Genomic DNA, 14,345 nt, shown 5'->3' with positions numbered 1-14,345 from the left:
TAAAAACGAAAAACAAGGGAGAGCGCTACCATGAACCGCCAGGCAACACTGACCCCGGACGCCATCCAGTCCAAGAAAAACACCGTCAGCGCAGAAGAATGGCAACTGCGTGTGGATCTGGCCGCCGCCTACCGGCTGATCGCCCTGCACGGCTGGGACGACCTGATCTTTACCCACCTGTCTGCCCGCATCCCCGGCGACGAGCATCACTTCCTGATCAATCCCTACGGCATGATGTTCGACGAGATCACCGCTTCCAGCCTGGTGCGCGTGGATCAGGCCGGCAACAAACTCGATGACAGTGACTTCGATATCAACCCGGCGGGCTTCACCATCCACAGCGCCATCCACGCCGTGCGCGAGGATGCCAACTGCGTGATGCACACCCACACCACCGCCGGTGTGGCCGTGTCCGCCCAGCAGGAAGGCCTGCTCGCTCTGTCGCAACAGAGCCTGTTCCCGCTGGCCAGCCTGGCCTACCACGACTACGAAGGCGTGGCCCTGCGTGAAGACGAAAAGGCCCGCCTGCAGGCCGACCTGGGCGACGCCAACTTCATGATCCTGCGCAACCATGGCCTGCTCACCGTGGGCAGCAGCATCGCCGATGCCTTCCTGGGCATGTTCATCCTCCAGCGCGCCTGCGAAATCCAGCTCCAGGCCCTGTCCGGCAACCGCCCGCTCACCCCGATCCCGGATGGCATCGTAAACACAATCAAACAGCAGGCCTCCCAGGTCACCAAAGGCATGGGCGGCAACCTGGCCTGGCCCGGCCTGCTACGCAAACTGGACAGCCAGAACCCCGGGTACGCGGACTAAGCACCTGTTTAACGCGCTAGTCGAAAGCCAAGATTATTTACAGAACCTTTCCCTCCCCCTACGACCTCTCTAGAGGGTTCCCTCTCCCTTGAGGGGAGAGGGACAGGGAGAGGGTGAAAGGCCTACCAGACAATGGATGGCGCTGGCTCAATTGCCCAAACACCCCACCCAAATCTGTTTCCTCTCCCCTATTCCCCCTGTCAAAGCAGGCCAAAACCGGCCAACCTATACAGAAAGGCGACTTCCGTTAATTGTCTTGCCAGACAGGTATACGCAATGTGTAGGGAATTAACAGACACTGTCTACCGAGGTCACCGATGACACAGTCACTGGACGCTCTCTGGGAAAAGGTCCGCGCCCAGAAAACCCGGATCCCCTCTCTCTACGGCGATATCGACTTTGATGCCACCCCGGAGCGATTCACGGATTCCATGGATGTCCGCAGTACATTGCCGGCCCACTTCGCCAGGAAGTACCGCAAGAAAATCCTCGCCGACCATGAAAAGGTGGAACGGGCCCGCGCTTACACCCTGCTGGGCGACACCGTGGCCGATGCCTACGCCGCCCTGATGCCGGAATACAGCTTTCGCGACCTGATCGGCATGCTCAAGAAAGCCTGCGACGAAGGGCTCGACGCAGTCCCCGAGGCGCCACAGGAACTGGTGGACTTCATCACCGCCATGGAAACCACCCCGGACTGGGTGGACATGGACCTGGTGCGCGAAGGCGCCCGCCTGAGCCGCAACCAGATGGCCAACCTGGCCCCCTACGTGATCCGTGGTGCCTTCGTGGCCACCTTCATGAACAAGTACTCCGGCCTGCCCATGGCCATCACCGGCACCCTGGCCAACGATTCGGTGAACCGGCGCATCAACGAAACCGCCAGTTTCTTCACCACCGCCACCCTGCCCGGCGCCCTGGAGCGTTTCGGTCCCGGTTTCAAGGCCGCCGCCATGGTGCGCCTGATGCACTCCATGGTCCGTTTCAACATCCTCAAACGGGTAAAAAAATGGGACCCGGCCATCTACGGCATCCCCATCCCCCAGGTCGACCAGATGCCCGCCGGCACCATGCCCGCCTACCTGGCCGCCTTCAAAGCCATGCGCAAGGGCCGCAAGCATTTCACCGACAACGAACGGGCCATCGTCGAACTGTCCCGCTACCAGTGCTTCCTGCTGGGCCTGCCTGAAGAATTGCTGCCCGCCGAGGCCCCGGACATCATCGACACCATGCTCACCTACTCCGGCACCCTGCGCGAAGGCTACGACGATGAGACCTGCGGCGAACTCACCCGCGCCACCATGTCCGTCTACCGCCCCAAGGATGAAAAGCTGATAAGCAAGGTCCACAACCTGGTGGAGCGCAGCGTCTCCAAGGTGTTCTTCAATCAGGCGTTTCTCGGCAAAAACGACAAATCCAAAGCGAAAGAGATGGGCGTGGAACCACACCTGCTCGACTACGCCCTGTCCAGCATCGGCACGCTGTTGATCATGCCCCGCCTGATCGCCTATCGGACCCTGCAAGACATCCCCGTGGCCAACAAGATCGCGGACAGGATACTGGTCAGACGCATCAACGAATTGCTGGTGGACTATGGCCATGCGGAATTCACCACCGATGCGGCGCAGTACACTCCCACCATCAAGAACGCCACCTGATCCTGCATTAATGCCCTGCTACGACAGCGGCAAAGAGCCACAAAAAAGCCCCCTTAATCAGGGGGCTTTTTTATCATCAGGCCACAGCTTGCGAAACAGGCCGCGCGCGATTCAAGGGTAACGGTCAACCCAGACTACACACCCAGATACTCCCCAATCAGAAACGCATCCCCCTGCCCTTCCTGCTTGCCAAAGTAGCTCACCGGATCACGCTCACCGTTCTCGATAGAGCCCACCTCGCAATCAATGCCATATTGCTTGGCAAGATCATTGAAGAGGGTGACCGGCGTCTTCAGCTGCGCCTTCTTCTTCACCGGCTGGCTGATACCCAGTTGCCAGTCCTCACAATCGTCACTCTCGCAGTCATTGATCAGGGTGACCTTGCCCGCTTCGTTCTCATCCACATAGGCCTGCAGCGCCGCCTGCAGGTCAGGCAGGTTGCGCTTGAGCTTCTTTTCCTGCTTTTCATCCAGGCGATCACAGGCGACGAGAAGGTATACGAGCATATTGAGGGCCGAAGTTAAGAATGTGGTCAATATTTTACCACAAGGAGGCTACTTTCTGGTTTCGAAGTAACATTGATACCACCCAGATAGGCCGCTTGATGGGCTTGGAGAATTCAGGAAACATTTATCCACCCTCAAGCAGTGCTTTCAACGCAGCCAGCCCATGCGGCGCCCGCCGACGCATGATCCTCCTAGCCAATGGCAGTATGAAAAAACGACTCATACCATTACTGCGTCGGCTGTACATACGCCACTCGACAGTGCAGCGATGCGCGCCCAGGGATGTGAAACGCATCTCCATCCTGGGTAAGAGTGCGGGCAGGTTACCCTCGGTGATTTGAAGGTGGGGAGACTCGGCTTGCACGACAGTGATCCGAACTCGCCGTCTTCCCCGCAGAGGCACCTGAACGATTTCGTGATAGATCTTGCCCGGATTACCGTGTGGTATGTCGTTACCGGATGCGATAGCAATGACGCCAGGAAACCATTCAGAGAAGTATTCCAGATTGCTTGCGTAGGTGTAGGCCTGCGCCATGTTGCACTCGATCTCGATTGCGCTTGCGGCTAATGAGTACATGAGTTTCACCTGTTGCATTACGATGGTGATTTAATGCTAGGGTATCGAGTGGGCTTTACAGTCAAGGAATTTCGATGCGAATCGCTGAATTAGAGGCCAGAACAGGCTTGGGGCGGCACACTCTACGCTACTATGAACAGCAAGGTCTGCTGGGTAAGATTGCCCGCGATAGTAACAATTATCGCAATTATCCGGAGACTCTGGTCAGGGATGTACACCTCTTGAAGCAGATGCAGGTTCTGGGCTTTTCCTTGGCAGAAATCAGGGAGGTGCTGCAAGGCTTGCGCAGCCGCGGCATTAACTGCGCGCAAGGTGCGCGATTACTAGGCGAAAAACGGGCCAAGGTCGAAGAACAGATTGCCAATCTAAAGGCTGCCAGCCGTCTGCTCGGCAAGGAGCAAAAACGCCTGGAGGCCCGTGCACGACAGCACGGCTTTACTGTTGCTACTACTCATTAGCTCTAACGCCCGGCTCACCGAACAAATTTTTGATGGCTGCTTTTTTGCCACGCAAAAAAGGTGACAGCGAAAATTTGTCCGGTGCAGCCGCTTGTTAGACTTCTGTAGTTGCATACGAATGATCTTCTGGTGACAGATTAGAAATATCACGCATTTATAAATACTACTAATTGAGCTGCACTAAGGCCAATGCCAATAAGTCCGGATAGCACTGCTGGCGTATAAACGATGCCCCGTCCTTTTGTCCAAGTTTCCAAGAAAAGAGCCAAGAGAGTACCAATGATGAAGCTCGCCAATAGAACTTTCCAACTAAAAAGAAAAAGACCCGCGATATACCACCCCAAAAATGAAAATACAGATAACGGCGCGACGATGTTAAAAACAGTCAGTTGCGCACCTAGAGGGCTAAGTTGAACTGGATTCCGCCAAACCGTTGCGCTGAGCTGCGTAGAACAAGTAAACGCCCAAAGCGTCCACATGTAGATTTCTTGATCCAATTTAATTCCCCCTATCAAGAAAAGGGTTCGTCTTCGCCAAGGGCCCAATGATTCCCATTTTCGCAACTTTGGCTGAGACACCATTACTAAGGTCTGAAAGCTCTTCCTGATTTTTTGCATCAGGGTTAAAGAGCACTAGAGAGCAACCCAACGCAACTGCCTTGTTCGATTCAGCATGGCTGTAATACCCCTGAATCTCGTTTTCGGTGAAGATTGGTGATTCTGGGTAGACCGATGTACAAACAAAAAGATGATAAATAATTCCTTCCCGCGAAAGAACTGCATCTGGAATCAGTGAAAGATCGTTATTCACAGCCTCTATTTTAAAGCCCCCTTTTTGAGCCTGAATACACGCGAATTTGATTCCCATAAATTTCAATTCTTCATCCATTTGTTTTAGCACCTTCAATTTAGCATGGATAACCAAACACCATTTTGGAACTTGGGTTGCGCAGTTATTACCGGAATCTAGGTTTTTTGGCTAACGCCGCGCTCTGCGGAAAATTTGAAGCGCAGTGGAAAATTTATCCGACAGCAGCGCCTTGTTATATTTCAACTCAACAGTGACTTCCAATCGATTAAATCTACGGTGGCATCGAATAGCTCACGATCTAGCACGCGGCGTTTTAATCTTTGTTCACAATGCTCTACTGCGATTTTCATTGTTTGAGACAATTTTTCATTTGAAGAATTAGGGAAAAATTTTTCTGCACAGTAGCTATCTGAAACCTGTGAGTATTGTTTTTTCCTTGTGCGAACCTTTTTCTTCGCATCAGTTTCCCAATATTCACATCGAATTTGATTCTGGCCATACCGATAGAAGCGAAGGAATCCAATAATTTCGTTATATCTCCAGTCACCTCCGTATTCATTTCTTAGATAGCCTTCGTCTATTGGATAGTCTTTGCCTTGATTTTTTTGAGAAATATGGTTTCTCATTTTCTCGTAGTAATCATCTTCACTTAAACGGTAAACGGCTATCTCAAATAGGTTTTTACAGGTAAGCATCAGTTATTTGCACCCAGGATGATTCAGAAGCCCAAGGTTACAGAGATATTGTGTATTATCTTCTTGTTGCTTTTGCTGTTTGACACGCTCTTGCTCAGCTTGGATTGCTTGAGTATTTTGCAATACTTGATTCATCTGCCTATTTTGTTGAAGCTGCAACGCAAAAGAGTGATCTATATGGGCATTCGGTTCATTAGGGCGTGGCGTTGTCGTGATAACGCCATTAGGAAATTGACTTAAACTGAATTGGCTATTGGCTCTAGCTGTGGCTCCGCTCACCCACTTCAATCCACATGGCACTGTATTTAACACGCCCCGATTTTTTGTTTCTTCATCTAGCGTGTAGTAAAGCGTGACAGGGGTATAGCCTTTGGCCACGCCATTGCAATAAACTTGAGCTCCTGCCGGATCGGAAGCATAAGTGACAGAATATTGATTGCTGGCACAACCACTTATAACTGCGACTGCAAGTAGTGTGATGCAAATTTTCGAGTTACTCATTAGCTCTCCTTGAAATATAACAGTGTATTCATTAGAACGTTCCGAATAACTCGATTCCTTATAATTCTGGAGCCGAGCCCCTTTTCTTAAGAGAAAATCCTGCCATAACAATCGCTTGGCAGGCTATAGCCAATTTCCTACACGGAGTTATACGGAACGTTCCTTATAACTCCTTTCCTTTGAACTCGGAGACAGAAAAACCAAAAGCCCACTAAATCAACATGTTGGCATTTCCCTTTCCGGGTTCAACGGAAGCTTCCGTTGAAAAGGGGAATCGAAATCCCTACTTGCTGAACGTCCCCGTCGCCAAAAACACCTTCACCTGCTCAATTACCTCCCCATTACGCATCATGAACGGATGCGTCACCGGCAACACCAGATGATCCTGCATGCCTTCGACTTTGGTTCTTTCCACGGTGACCTTGCCGTCATTGGGGCCGGGTAATTGGGTGGAGAGCAGAAAGTTGATGGTGTCGCTGCCGGCGATGACGCCCAGGGGGAAGTCCACCGGGCCGAGCTGGTTGGGGACGCTGTCGGGGCCGGTGCCCATCTGGCTACCGGCGGGGCCGTTGAACCACTGGAATGGAGCCCAGTCACCCAGACTATCCACCACTTCGCTGCCCTGGTTGGGCGGGCCAAGCATGACGGTGCGGCCCATTCTCTCGATGGTGTGCTGACTCAGGTACTGGCGTAGCAGGATGCCGCCCATTGAGTGGGTGACGAAGTGGATGGTGCCAGTGGGCGGGCATTTTCCCAGGGCTTTGGGCAGGGTTTCTCTGGCGAGGGTTTGAATGTCTTTCTTGGTGGAGGGGTAGCCCTGATTCACCACCGTGTAGCCGGTGTTCTCCAGGGCGTTTGCCATTTTCTTCATGGCGTGGGCGGTTCTGGCCAGGCCATGGAGCAGGATGACGCATTGAGGGTTCTGGGTTTTCATTGTTGTGCCCTCGGTATTCAGCAAGGCCGTTTCCCCTCTCCCTGTCCCTCTCCCACAAGGGGAGAGGGGACTCTCCAGAAAGGTTTGGCTGCAGCCCTCATCTCTTGAGTGAATGGCATCGGCAAGAAGACTAGGGCTAAAACAGGCCCACAACAGCAAGCCTGCTAACAACCTCATAAAGTGTACCAGTTGCCATTCAGGGCTAGCCAAGTTGATCCAGCGCGGACGACAGCCGCGCTACCGCCGCATCCACATCGCCCAACTTGTCCAGGCCGAACAGGCCCACGCGGAAGGTCTTGAAGTCCGCCGGTTCGTCACACATGAGCGGTACGCCGCCGGCGGTCTGCAGGCCGAGCTGAACGAAGGCGGCGCCACTCTTGATGGTGTCGTTGTCGGTGTAGCACACCACCACGCCGGGGGCTTCGAAGCCCGGGGCGGCGACGCTGGCGAAGCCGTGTTTGGCCATCAGCTCGCGCACGCCGGTGCCCAGCTTCCACTGGCGCTCTTTCACGGCGGTGAGCCCTTCCTTCATGGTTTCCAGCATGGTGTCACGGAAGCCGCGCAGGGCATCGGTGGGCATGGTGGCATGGTAGGCGTGGCCGCCGTTTTCGTAGGCGATCATGATGTCGCGCCATTTGCGCAGGTCGCAGGCGAAGCTGGTGCTGGTGGTTTCGTGCAGGCGCTGGTCGGCGGCTTCGCTGAGCATCACCAGGGCACTACAGGGTGAGGAGCTCCAGCCTTTCTGGGGGGCGCTGATGAGTACGTCCACACCGACCTTTTTCATGTCCACCCAGATGGTGCCGGAAGCAATGCAGTCCAGCACGAACAGGCCGCCCACGCTGTGCACGGCATCGGCCACCTGTTTCAGGTAGTCGTCCGGCAGGATGATGCCGGAGGCGGTTTCCACATGGGGGGCGAACACCATGGCCGGCTTTTCGGCCTTGATGGTATCGACCACCTGCTCAATGGGTGCCGGGGCGAACGGTGCCTGGGGCCGGTCGCTGATGGGGGCGGCCTTCAATACGGTCTCTTTGGACGGGATGCCGCCCATTTCAAAGATCTGGCTCCAGCGGAAACTGAAGAAGCCGTTACGGATCACCAGGCAATGCTGGTCGGTGGCGAACTGACGGGCCACTGCTTCCATGCCGAAGCTGCCGCCGCCGGGCACCACGGTAACCGAGTGGGCGTTGTAGACCTGCTTCAGGTTGCTGGAAATATCCCGCATCACCTGCTGGAAACGCTGGGACATGTGGTTCAGGGAGCGGTCGGTGAAAACCACGGAATACTCAAGCAGGCCGTCTCGGTCAAAGTCACGGGGCAAATCTGTCACTGGGGGTCACCTCTGCAGCAACCGGCTCTGGCCGGTCTCGTCGCGTTATTGTCTGCCTTGGATACTGGATTGCTGGCAGCGCCGCAACCGTCCGGGGCAAAAAGCATGGCAAAAGGGGCATCAACTGCTCAAATCGCAGTCAATGACTGTCGTCTGCAGTCAAGTAAGCTTATGCATTATCATTCTTGAGCCAACCGGGGCGCTGCCTCATACTATGCGGCCTTGGCGCCCTGTAAACACCGCGTTTAACGTCTTTCTTTCTCGGCAAGCGAGCCACGATCACATGACAGAGTACGTCCTGATTCTGATCAGCGCTGTGCTGGTAAACAATTTTGTCCTGGTGCAGTTCCTGGGGCTGTGTCCCTTTATGGGGGTCTCCAACAAGATCGAGACCGCCATGGGCATGTCCCTGGCCACCACCTTTGTGCTGACGCTATCGTCCGTGCTCGCCTACCTGACCTGGGCCTATATTCTGGTGCCCTTCGAGCTGGAATACCTGCGCACCATCAGCTTCATTCTGGTGATCGCCGTGGCGGTACAGTTCACCGAGATGTTCGTGAAAAAGGCCAGCCCCCTGCTCTACCGGGTACTGGGGGTGTTCCTGCCGCTGATTACCTCCAACTGCGCGGTGCTGGGCGTAGCGCTGCTGAATGTACGCCAGGAAGATGCCACCTTTATGTCATCGCTCACCTACGGGCTGGGCGCAGCGCTGGGCTTTTCGCTGGTGCTGGTGCTGTTTGCCGCCATGCGTGAGCGTATTGCCGTGGCCGATGTGCCGGAAGCGTTCCGTGGTCCCAGCATCGGCCTGATCACCGCCGGCCTGATGTCGCTGGCCTTCATGGGCTTTTCCGGGCTGATCAAGTTATGACCGCTGTACTGATTGCCGTGGCCGCCCTGCTTGCCCTGGCCGCCGTGTTCGGTGCGGTGCTGGGCTTTGCCTCGGAGAAATTCAAGGTCGAGGGTGACCCCATTGTCGACCAGATCGATTCCCTGTTACCGCAGACCCAGTGTGGCCAGTGCGGGCACCCGGGCTGTCGGCCCTACGCCGAGGCCATTGCCGAGGGCGAAGACCACAACCGCTGCCCGCCCGGCGGACAGGACACGGTGGACTCCCTCACCGACCTGCTCGGCCGCGACGAGCTGACCCTGGATGACGAAGGCGCCGAGGATGCGGACATCCCCAAGGTGGCCTATATCCGCGAAGACGAGTGCATAGGCTGCACCAAGTGCATCCAGGCCTGCCCGGTGGATGCCATCGTCGGCGCTGCCAAGCTGATGCACACGGTGATCGTGGACGAATGCACCGGCTGCGACCTGTGCGTGGAGCCCTGCCCGGTGGACTGCATCGACATGGTGGAAGTGCAACCCACCCTGCAGACCTGGGGCTGGAACCGCCCGGCAGGTATCGGCGAGCGTCCGGACAGCCGTATTGAAGTGGTGAACCTGTGATTCGTACCCTGTTCAGTTCACGCAGCCGCAAGGTCTACGACTTCCACGGCGGTATTCACCCGCCGGAAAGGAAAGCGCTTTCCAACGGCACCGCCATTGTCCCCGGCCCGATGCCGGCGCAGCTGATACTGCCGCTGAACATGCACATCGGCGCCCCGGCCAAACCGCTGGTGGAACCCGGTGAGCGGGTACTGAAAGGCCAGATGATTGCTGAACCCAGCGGCGCGGTGAGCGCGGCCATTCATGCCCCCACCTCCGGCACCGTCAGCGCCATCGGCCCGCGCGCCATTCAGCACCCGTCCGGGATGGATGCCATCTGTATCGTCATCGACACCGACGGCAAGGATGAATGGATCGAACACGCCGGTGTGGCCGACTACACCGAGCGCAGCCCCGGTGAACTGGTGGACACCATCCGTCATTCGGGCATCGCCGGCATGGGCGGCGCCGGCTTCCCCACCAGCATCAAGGTGAACCTGGGCGACCACCAGCGGGTGGAAGAACTGGTGATCAATGCGGTGGAATGCGAGCCCTATATCACTGCCGACGACCGCCTGATGCGCGAGCGCGCCGACGAGATCATTGCCGGCATCAACATCCTGCAATACCTGCTCAACCCGCGCCGCACCCTGATCGGCATCGAGGACAACAAGCCGGAAGCGATCTCCGTCATCAAGCGAGCCTGCAAAGGCTGCGACATCGACGTGCGGGTGGTACCCACCAAGTACCCCTCCGGCGGCGAAAAGCAGTTGATCCAGCTGCTCACCGGCAAGGAAGTGAAAAGCGGCCAGTTACCGGCCCAGGTGGGCGTGGTGTGCCAGAACGTGGGCACCGCCTATGCCATCAAACGAGCGGTGATCGACGGCGAGCCACTGTTGTCGCGGGTGACCACGCTCACCGGCGAAGGCGTGAGTCAGCCGGGTAATATGGAGGTGCTGTTGGGCACCCCGGTACGCGATCTGCTGCTGCACGGCGGCGTGGATCCGGACAACATCGGCCGTCTGGTCATGGGCGGCCCGATGATGGGCTTCACCCTGCACAACCCGGCAGTGCCGGTGGTGAAAACCACCAACTGCATCATCGCCGCCACCCTGGAAGAACTGCCCGAGCCGCCCCCGGAGCAACCCTGCATCCGCTGTGGCTCCTGCGCCGACGTGTGCCCGGCCAACCTGCTGCCCCAGCAGCTCTACTGGCACGCCAAGAATGACGACCTGGATAAGGCCCAGCACCACAACCTGATGGACTGCATCGAGTGCGGCGCCTGCGCCTATGTGTGCCCCAGCCATATCCCGCTGGTGCAGTACTACCGTTATGCCAAGGCAGAAGTGCGCCAACAGGCCGCCGAACAGGTAAAAGCCGACAAGGCCCGCCAGCGATTTGAAGCGCGCCAGGCTCGCATCGAAGCGGAAAAGGCCGAGAAAGAAGCTCGTCGTCAGGCGCGGCTGGAAGCCAACCGCAAGAAGAAAGTCGAGACCAGCGCACCGTCCGTGGACACAGCCGCCCTCAAGCAAGCATCCCTGGAAGCGTCCAAGGCCTACAAGGCCGCCGTGAAAGCGGCCAAGGCTGCCGAGGCGGAAGGCGCCGCCAACATCAACGAACTGAAAGCCGAAGTGGACCGCCTGAAAGCCGAGGCCGACAAGGCCAAGGCCGCCGTGCGTGACGCCAAGGACGCTGGCCCTGCTGCCGCCCCCACAGAAGACCGGGTCGGCAACTTGAAGAAGCAGGTTGGCGAGGCATCCACGGCCTACAAAGCTGCCGTGAAAGCCGCCAAGGCAGCGGAGGAAAATGGCGACGACAATGCCGCCGACCTGCGCGCCAAAGCCGATGAACTGAAGGCCAGTGCCGACACCCTGAAAGCAGAATTGCGCGATGCCAAGGCCAGTGCCCCGGCCACAACCGCCGCAGCCCCTCAAGCCGACCCGGTGGCGGAACTGAAGAAACAGGTAGGTGACGCCTCTTCCGCCTACAAAACAGCGGTGAAAACGGCCAAGGAAGCGGAAGAAAACGGCGCCGACAATGCCGCCGAGCTGCGCAGCCAGGCGGACGAACTGAAAGCGAAGACGGACCAACTCAAGGCCGACCTGCGCGATGCCAAGGCCAATGCGCCGGCCACGCCTACCCCGGCACCTGCCGCTGCACCCGCAGACCCGCTGGCAGAACTGAAGAAAAAGGTGGGCGAGGTCTCCTCCGCCTACAAGGCCGCGGTCAAAGCCGCCAAAGAAGCCGACGAGAACGGGGCGGACAATGCTGCCGAGTTGCTCGCCGAAGCGGATCGCCTGAAAGCCGAGGCCGACCACTGGAAAGCCGAACTGCGCGAGGCCAAAGCCTCTGCCCCGGCTCCAGCGACCCCCAAGACACCGCCGGCCCCCACGGATACCCCCAAGGCCCCGGAAACCGAAGCCCCGCAGGCTTTGAAGGCTGTGGACCCAGAGGTGGCCGCCAAGCGCCAGAAGCGCCTCAAGGCCCTGAAGACCGCCTACAACATGGCCCACAAGCAGTACAAGGAAGCCCACGCGGCCCTGGAGCGCGGCGAGCGTAACGGCGATATTCCCGCCGAAGAGCTCAATGCCATGGAACGGAAAGTGGACAAGCTGAAAGGCAAGGCCGACGTGGCCCGCGATGCCCTGGACGCGCTGGTGGAAGAAGCCAAGGCAGACATCCGCGCCCACACCGGCAAGGATCTGAAAACCCTCAAGCTGGAAGCCGCCCGGGCAGAAAGTGCCCTGGCCGACAAACAGCGCGAGCTTGAGCAACAGCGGGACAGCGCCTCGGAAGTCAATCTGGAAGCCCTCAGTTCCGAATTACAGGCCCTGGAGGCGGAAGCCCAGATCGCCCGCATGGCGCTCAAGCAAGCGGTAGAAGAACAAGGACTGCAAGACTGATGGCACTGATCTCTTCAACCTCGCCCCACACCACGGTGAGCAACAACACCGGCGCTTTCATGCGCCAGGTGATTTACGCCACCCTGCCCGGTCTGGCGGTGCTGACCTGGCAGTTCGGCTGGGGCACAGTCATCAATGTGCTGTGGGCCGTGGTGGTGGCGCTGGTCAGTGAGGCGCTGATCCTGAAAGCCCGCGGTCGCCCGGTGGCCTTCTACCTGAAGGACTACAGTGCGGTGCTCACCGCCGTGCTACTGGCCCTGGCGCTGCCGCCCACCTCCCCCTGGTGGCTGACCCTGATCGGGGTGGGCTTTGCCATTATTGTGGCCAAGCAGCTCTACGGTGGCCTGGGCATGAACCCGTTCAACCCGGCCATGGTCGGCTATGTGCTGCTGCTGATTTCTTTCCCGGTGGCCATGACCCAGTGGATTGCCCCGGGCGAAGCGCCCAGCCTGGCGCAAAGCTGGCAGCTGTTTACCGGCCAGTTGCCGGTGGATGGCCTGAGCGGCGCCACGCCCCTGGATACCTTCCGTACCTGGGCCGGCAACGACAGCGAGCTGGCCAGCCACGGCATCCTGCATGGTCAGTTTGCCGGGCTCGGCTGGGAATGGGTCAATCTGGCCTTTTTGCTGGGTGGCCTTTATCTGATCAGCCGCAAGATCATTACCTGGCATATCCCGGCGGGTTTTCTGGGCGGCCTGGCCCTGCCCGCCCTGATTGCCTGGCTGATCGACCCGGTGCGGTTTTCCGACCCGTTGTTCCAGATTTTCTCCGGCGGGGCCATGCTCGGCGCTTTCTTTATCGCCACCGACCCGGTGAGCGCCGCCACCAGCCGCAGTGGCCGGCTGATCTATGCGGCACTGATCGGCGTGCTGATCTGGGTGATCCGCAGCTTCGGCGGCTACCCGGATGCCGTGGCGTTCTCGGTGCTGCTACTGAATCTGTGCGCGCCCTTTATCGATTACTACACCCAGCCACGCACCTACGGGCACAACAAGGCGAACCGGGGCACTAACAGCGCCAAACAAGGGGGTGGCTCATGATGCGCCAGGCCATCTCCCGGAATATGGTGATCCTCAGCGTGTTCGCCATCGGTACCGCCGCTACCCTGGCGATCACCAACGAGCTGACCATCGGCAAGGTAGAGTGCAACAAGCAGGCCGCATTGATGGCATCGCTCAACGAAGTGATGCCCCACGAGCAGCACGATAATGATCTGCTCGCCGACCGTCTTACCGTCAGCGACCCGCTGCTGGGTCGCAACGGCCACCATGTCTACCGGGCGCGTCTTGATGGCGAGCCCAATGGGGCCGTACTGGAAGCCACCGCCCCGGACGGTTACGGTGGCAATATTGCCCTGATCGTCGGCGTGGATACACAAGGCAAGGTTCAGGGAGTGCGCGTCGTGCCACCGCACAATGAGACCCCGGGGCTCGGCGATAAAATCGAAACCAAAAAATCCGACTGGATTTATGGTTTCAATGGCCTGTCACTGGGCAACCCTGCCAGTGACGGCTGGGCGGTGAAAAAGGATGGCGGCCAGTTCGACAGCTTTACTGGCGCCACCATTACCCCCCGTGCTGTGGTGGGGGCCGTGCACCGTGCCCTGCAATATTTCGACGCCAACCGCGACGCTGTGTTCAGCACCCTGGCGGAAGCGGTATCGGTGGAGAGTTGTGATGAGTGATGCGAACTACAAAAAGATCATGGGCCAGTTCCCGATAGGATTTAC

The 14,345-nt window shown here is 57.9% G+C and carries 16 protein-coding genes; 8 read left to right on the top strand and 8 right to left on the bottom strand.

The genetic code is table 11. From position 1 onward, the window contains the following. Nucleotides 1-30 precede the first annotated feature (30 nt). Nucleotides 31-816, top strand: coding sequence for a class II aldolase/adducin family protein (locus B3Q33_RS11660; RefSeq protein ID WP_273009474.1), 786 nt, complete (start codon nucleotides 31-33; stop codon nucleotides 814-816). Nucleotides 817-1,133: 317 nt separating this feature from the next. Then, nucleotides 1,134-2,474 carry an oxygenase MpaB family protein gene (locus B3Q33_RS11655; RefSeq protein ID WP_273009476.1) on the top strand — a complete coding sequence of 447 codons (1,341 nt, stop codon included), beginning with the start codon at nucleotides 1,134-1,136 and terminating at the stop codon, nucleotides 2,472-2,474. Nucleotides 2,475-2,608: 134 nt separating this feature from the next. Here the strand turns inward: B3Q33_RS11655 and B3Q33_RS11650 are convergent, their stop codons facing one another. Together B3Q33_RS11650 and B3Q33_RS11645 are read right to left on the bottom strand one after the other, a co-directional pair. Continuing rightward, the gene (locus tag B3Q33_RS11650; protein WP_272962497.1) at nucleotides 2,609-2,980 is read right to left on the bottom strand and encodes a hypothetical protein; all 372 of its coding nucleotides are present in this window, start codon (nucleotides 2,978-2,980) and stop codon (nucleotides 2,609-2,611) included. A gap of 124 nt (nucleotides 2,981-3,104) precedes the next feature. Beyond that, the gene (locus tag B3Q33_RS11645) at nucleotides 3,105-3,557 is read right to left on the bottom strand and encodes an SRPBCC family protein (RefSeq protein WP_272962496.1); all 453 of its coding nucleotides are present in this window, start codon (nucleotides 3,555-3,557) and stop codon (nucleotides 3,105-3,107) included. 74 nt (nucleotides 3,558-3,631) lie between these two features. On the opposite strand from B3Q33_RS11645, the gene B3Q33_RS11640 reads away from it, so the two are divergent. Further along, nucleotides 3,632-4,015, top strand: a complete 384-nt coding sequence (locus tag B3Q33_RS11640) for a MerR family transcriptional regulator (protein ID WP_272962495.1) — start codon at nucleotides 3,632-3,634, stop codon at nucleotides 4,013-4,015. Between the two features lie 146 nt (nucleotides 4,016-4,161). Here B3Q33_RS11640 and B3Q33_RS11635 read toward each other — a convergent pair whose 3' ends face one another. The 6 genes from B3Q33_RS11635 to B3Q33_RS11610 form a co-directional block, all read right to left on the bottom strand. Further along, the gene (locus B3Q33_RS11635; RefSeq protein WP_272962494.1) at nucleotides 4,162-4,512 is read right to left on the bottom strand and encodes a hypothetical protein; all 351 of its coding nucleotides are present in this window, start codon (nucleotides 4,510-4,512) and stop codon (nucleotides 4,162-4,164) included. Nucleotide 4,513: 1 nt separating this feature from the next. Further along, a complete protein-coding gene (locus tag B3Q33_RS11630) occupies nucleotides 4,514-4,903 on the bottom strand; it encodes a hypothetical protein (protein WP_272962493.1) in 390 nt (129 codons plus the stop codon). 161 nt (nucleotides 4,904-5,064) lie between these two features. Continuing rightward, a complete protein-coding gene (locus B3Q33_RS11625; RefSeq protein ID WP_272962492.1) occupies nucleotides 5,065-5,520 on the bottom strand; it encodes a hypothetical protein in 456 nt (151 codons plus the stop codon). A 3-nt stretch (nucleotides 5,521-5,523) separates the two neighbouring features. Continuing rightward, nucleotides 5,524-6,021 carry a PEGA domain-containing protein gene (locus B3Q33_RS11620; RefSeq protein WP_272962491.1) on the bottom strand — a complete coding sequence of 166 codons (498 nt, stop codon included), beginning with the start codon at nucleotides 6,019-6,021 and terminating at the stop codon, nucleotides 5,524-5,526. Nucleotides 6,022-6,304: 283 nt separating this feature from the next. Next, complete coding sequence (locus tag B3Q33_RS11615; protein ID WP_272962490.1) at nucleotides 6,305-6,955, bottom strand: esterase/lipase family protein; 651 nt, start codon at nucleotides 6,953-6,955, stop codon at nucleotides 6,305-6,307. A 202-nt stretch (nucleotides 6,956-7,157) separates the two neighbouring features. Continuing rightward, nucleotides 7,158-8,285, bottom strand: coding sequence for an aminotransferase class V-fold PLP-dependent enzyme (locus B3Q33_RS11610; RefSeq protein ID WP_272962489.1), 1,128 nt, complete (start codon nucleotides 8,283-8,285; stop codon nucleotides 7,158-7,160). A gap of 283 nt (nucleotides 8,286-8,568) precedes the next feature. Between B3Q33_RS11610 and rsxA the strand changes: the two genes are divergently transcribed. The 5 genes from rsxA to rsxG are packed head-to-tail and all read left to right on the top strand — an operon-like array spanning nucleotide 8,569 to nucleotide 14,300. Further along, nucleotides 8,569-9,153: an electron transport complex subunit RsxA gene (gene rsxA, locus B3Q33_RS11605; RefSeq protein ID WP_035250378.1), complete on the top strand. Its 585-nt coding sequence runs from the start codon at nucleotides 8,569-8,571 to the stop codon at nucleotides 9,151-9,153. Beyond that, a complete protein-coding gene (gene rsxB / locus B3Q33_RS11600; protein WP_035250376.1) occupies nucleotides 9,150-9,734 on the top strand; it encodes an electron transport complex subunit RsxB in 585 nt (194 codons plus the stop codon). The genes rsxA and rsxB overlap by 4 nt, the downstream gene beginning before the upstream one ends. Beyond that, nucleotides 9,731-12,616 carry an electron transport complex subunit RsxC gene (gene rsxC / locus B3Q33_RS11595; protein WP_273009478.1) on the top strand — a complete coding sequence of 962 codons (2,886 nt, stop codon included), beginning with the start codon at nucleotides 9,731-9,733 and terminating at the stop codon, nucleotides 12,614-12,616. Before rsxB ends, rsxC begins: the two co-directional genes overlap by 4 nt. Further along, the gene (rsxD, locus tag B3Q33_RS11590) at nucleotides 12,616-13,656 is read left to right on the top strand and encodes an electron transport complex subunit RsxD (protein ID WP_272975744.1); all 1,041 of its coding nucleotides are present in this window, start codon (nucleotides 12,616-12,618) and stop codon (nucleotides 13,654-13,656) included. The genes rsxC and rsxD overlap by 1 nt, the downstream gene beginning before the upstream one ends. Further along, nucleotides 13,653-14,300 (top strand): electron transport complex subunit RsxG, encoded by a 648-nt coding sequence (gene rsxG, locus B3Q33_RS11585; RefSeq protein WP_272975745.1) that lies wholly within the window; start codon nucleotides 13,653-13,655, stop codon nucleotides 14,298-14,300. The genes rsxD and rsxG overlap by 4 nt, the downstream gene beginning before the upstream one ends. Nucleotides 14,301-14,345: the final 45 nt, after the last annotated feature.

The sequence above is a fragment of the Alcanivorax sp. UBA3183 genome, from assembly GCF_002364155.1.
Taxonomy (GTDB): domain Bacteria; phylum Pseudomonadota; class Gammaproteobacteria; order Pseudomonadales; family Alcanivoracaceae; genus Alcanivorax; species Alcanivorax jadensis.
Note: the sequence above shows the minus strand (reverse complement) of the source record. Positions and strands in the feature narration are given on the sequence as shown.

What these genes read in the sequence shown, in the direction of transcription:
- B3Q33_RS11660 (WP_273009474.1), top strand. Translation starts at nt 31, where the DNA reads ATGAACCGCCAGGCAACACTGACCCCGGACGCCATCCAGTCCAAGAAA.
- B3Q33_RS11655 (WP_273009476.1), top strand. Translation starts at nt 1,134, where the DNA reads ATGACACAGTCACTGGACGCTCTCTGGGAAAAGGTCCGCGCCCAGAAA.
- B3Q33_RS11650 (WP_272962497.1), bottom strand. Translation starts at nt 2,980, where the DNA reads ATGCTCGTATACCTTCTCGTCGCCTGTGATCGCCTGGATGAAAAGCAG.
- B3Q33_RS11645 (WP_272962496.1), bottom strand. Translation starts at nt 3,557, where the DNA reads ATGTACTCATTAGCCGCAAGCGCAATCGAGATCGAGTGCAACATGGCG.
- B3Q33_RS11640 (WP_272962495.1), top strand. Translation starts at nt 3,632, where the DNA reads ATGCGAATCGCTGAATTAGAGGCCAGAACAGGCTTGGGGCGGCACACT.
- B3Q33_RS11630 (WP_272962493.1), bottom strand. Translation starts at nt 4,903, where the DNA reads ATGGATGAAGAATTGAAATTTATGGGAATCAAATTCGCGTGTATTCAG.
- B3Q33_RS11625 (WP_272962492.1), bottom strand. Translation starts at nt 5,520, where the DNA reads ATGCTTACCTGTAAAAACCTATTTGAGATAGCCGTTTACCGTTTAAGT.
- B3Q33_RS11620 (WP_272962491.1), bottom strand. Translation starts at nt 6,021, where the DNA reads ATGAGTAACTCGAAAATTTGCATCACACTACTTGCAGTCGCAGTTATA.
- B3Q33_RS11615 (WP_272962490.1), bottom strand. Translation starts at nt 6,955, where the DNA reads ATGAAAACCCAGAACCCTCAATGCGTCATCCTGCTCCATGGCCTGGCC.
- rsxA (WP_035250378.1), top strand. Translation starts at nt 8,569, where the DNA reads ATGACAGAGTACGTCCTGATTCTGATCAGCGCTGTGCTGGTAAACAAT.
- rsxB (WP_035250376.1), top strand. Translation starts at nt 9,150, where the DNA reads ATGACCGCTGTACTGATTGCCGTGGCCGCCCTGCTTGCCCTGGCCGCC.
- rsxD (WP_272975744.1), top strand. Translation starts at nt 12,616, where the DNA reads ATGGCACTGATCTCTTCAACCTCGCCCCACACCACGGTGAGCAACAAC.
- rsxG (WP_272975745.1), top strand. Translation starts at nt 13,653, where the DNA reads ATGATGCGCCAGGCCATCTCCCGGAATATGGTGATCCTCAGCGTGTTC.